2 protein-coding genes are annotated in these 2,765 nt (G+C 75.8%); one reads left to right on the top strand and one right to left on the bottom strand.

The window, feature by feature from the left end:
• On the bottom strand, nucleotides 1-190 hold a 190-nt coding region (locus AB0J52_RS35030; RefSeq protein ID WP_500187197.1), incomplete at its 3' end, for a cytidine deaminase-like protein.
• Nucleotides 191-398: 208 nt separating this feature from the next.
• On the opposite strand from AB0J52_RS35030, the gene AB0J52_RS35025 reads away from it, so the two are divergent.
• Nucleotides 399-2,519, top strand: a complete 2,121-nt coding sequence (locus AB0J52_RS35025; protein ID WP_500187196.1) for an MMPL family transporter — start codon at nucleotides 399-401, stop codon at nucleotides 2,517-2,519.
• The last annotated feature ends 246 nt before the right edge of the window (nucleotides 2,520-2,765 follow it).

The following is a 2,765-nucleotide window of genomic DNA, read 5'->3' as shown; positions in this document are numbered from 1 at the left end:
CGCTGGACACCGCCATCGCCACCGCGACCTGGAGCGCCGACAGCTTGAGCGACGGCAGGTCGACGCTGGTCGCGGCGTAGGTGCGGCCGGTCTCGTCGCGCACGGCCGCGCCCTCGGCCGCCATACTGCGCGCCCGGGACGAACGGGCCAGCGTGATGATCTTGGAGTCCTCGGCGTTCAGCTCGGTCACGCCCGCAAGCCTACCGACGGCCCGTCCCCGTGCACGGCCGGGTGTCGCGGCGAGCGCGGCCGGGCGGCGCGGCGGGGGCGGCCGGGCGTCGTCCCGAGTGGTTCGCAAGGGGGATCGCGGATGGCCGCAAGCGGGTGGCAAGTGGACGGCAAGCGGCGCGGGCCAGCCTGGGGGCGTCCCGTTTGCGACGTCCTGGGGGAGCCCGAGAATGTCCCGTCTGCTGTACCGCCTGGGGAAGGCCGCCGCGCTGCGGCCCTGGCGAATGATCATCATCTGGCTGATCGCGGTCGGCGCGGTCTTCGGGCTGGCCGGAGCGTTCGGCGGCGCGACCCATGACAACTACCGGCTCTCGGGGAGCGGCGCGCAGCGCGCGTCGGACCTGCTGGCCGAGCGCTTCCCGGCGCTGTCCGGGGCGGACGCGCGGGTGGTGGTGCGCAACCCGTCCGGTCCGGTGGACCAGGGCAGGCTCGCCGCCGCCGGGGCGAGGCTGCGCGGGCTGCCGCACGTGGCGGGGGTGGACCCGGCGCCGCCGGGGAAGGGCGGCGCGACCGCGCTGCTGACCGTCCGGTACGACGTGCAGGTCACCGAGCTCTCGGCCGAGCCCTCGCTCGACCTGCTGAAGGGCGCGACCGCCGAGCTGCGCTCGGCCGGGTACCAGGTCGAGTTCGGCGGGCAGCTGCCGGAGAACGTGGGCGCGCCGGGCGGGGTCGGCGAGGGCGTCGGCGTCGTCGCGGCCCTGGTCATCCTGTTCCTGGCGTTCGGGTCGATCGTCGCGGCCGGGCTGCCGCTCGCGGTGGCGCTCGCCGGACTCGGCGTCGGCGTCTCCGGGATCACCCTGCTCGCCGCCGCCACCGACATCGCGACGACCGCGCCGACCCTCGCGGTGATGGTGGGGCTCGGCGTCGGCATCGACTATGCGCTGTTCATCCTGACCAGGCACCGCGAGGGCCTCGCCGAGGGACTGCCGGTGCCGGAGGCGGCCGGGCGCGCGACCGCGACGGCGGGGATGTCGGTGCTGTTCGCCGGGTTCACCGTGCTGCTCGCGCTGTGCGGGCTGCTGCTGTCGGGCGTCCCGGTCTTCATGACGATGGGGTTCGCGACCGGGCTGGTGGTCGCCGCGACCGTGCTGAGCGCCCTCACGCTGCTGCCGGCCGTCCTCGGCCTGTCGGGACGCCGGGTGCTGCGCCGCCGGGACCGCGCGGCGGGCGCGGCCGTGCGCACCGAGGCGCCGATGGTGCGCCGCTGGGCCGGGCATGTCGGCCGGCACCCGTGGGCCTGGCTGCTGGCCAGCCTGGTCGTCCTGCTGACGCTGGCCGCGCCCGCCGCCGGGATGCGCACGTGGCCGAGCGACGCCAGCAGCGAACCGGCGTCCAGCACCGTCCGGCGCGCGTACGACCTGCTCGCGGACGGTTACGGTCCCGGCGCGAACGGCCCGCTGCTCATCGCGGTGGACCTGCGGAAGGTGGACCGCGCCGAGTTGCCCGCCCTGCGCGACCGCGTGGCGCGCACCGAGGGCGTCGTGAACGTCGCGCCGCCGCAGATGTCCCCGGACGGCAGCGCCGCCGTGCTCGTCGCGACCCCCGCCTACGGTCCGCAGGACGAGCGCGGACCGGGCGTCGTGGACCGGCTGCGCGCGCACGCCCTCCCCGACGGCGCGGAGATCACCGGCCTGACCGCGATCTACGTGGACCTCAACCGCCGCCTGGACGACCGGCTCTGGCCCGTGATCGGCGTGGTGGTCGCGACCTCGTTCCTCATGCTCATGCTGGTGTTCCGGTCGCTGGTCGCGCCGCTGAAGGCGGCCGCGATGAACCTGCTGTCGATCGGCGCCGCGTACGGCGTGCTCGTCGCGGTCTTCCAGTGGGGGTGGGGGGCGGCGCTGCTCGGGCTGCCGCACAGCGTGCCCGTCTCGAGCTTCATCACCCTGCTGATGTTCGTGGTGCTGTTCGGGGTCTCGATGGACTACGAGGTGTTCCTGCTGTCCCGGGTCCGGGAGGACTGGCTGCGCACCGGGGACGCGCGCGGCTCGGTCGCGTCCGGGCTGGCCGCGACCGGCCGGGTGATCTCCAGTGCGGCGCTCATCATGGTGGCGGTGTTCGCCGGGTTCGCCTCCGACCCGAGCCTGGTGATCAAGCAGATGGGGGTCGGGCTCGCCGTCGCGGTCGCGCTGGACGCCACGCTCGTCCGGCTCGTCCTGGTTCCGGCGGCGATGGCGTTGCTCGGTAGGGCGAACTGGTGGCTGCCGGGGCCGCTCGCCCGCGTCCTGCCCGAGTTCGACCCGCACGGCTCGGCCGCGGAGGAGCGGGAGCGGACGCCGGTGCCCGCCTGATCACCCGGCGTGCCCGCGCGGGCCCGGTGCGAGGGGCGTCGATCGCCCCGCGCACCGGGCCATTAGGCTTTCGCACGTGGCGCTGGCGGTGCGGGTTCTGGGGGCCTTCGAGGCCGTGGTGCGCGGCGAGCCGGCCGAGCTCGGCGGACCCCGCCAGCGGTCGGTGCTGGCCAGGCTCGTCGCCGCGCGCGGACGGCTCGTCCCCGCCGGCCGGCTCGTGGACGAGCTCTGGCCGGACGGCGCGCC

The organism is Spirillospora sp. NPDC049652, from assembly GCF_040675125.1.
Classification (GTDB): domain Bacteria; phylum Actinomycetota; class Actinomycetes; order Streptosporangiales; family Streptosporangiaceae; genus Spirillospora.
The sequence above is the reverse complement of the archived record's forward strand: the minus strand, read 5'-3'. Positions and strand labels throughout refer to the sequence as shown.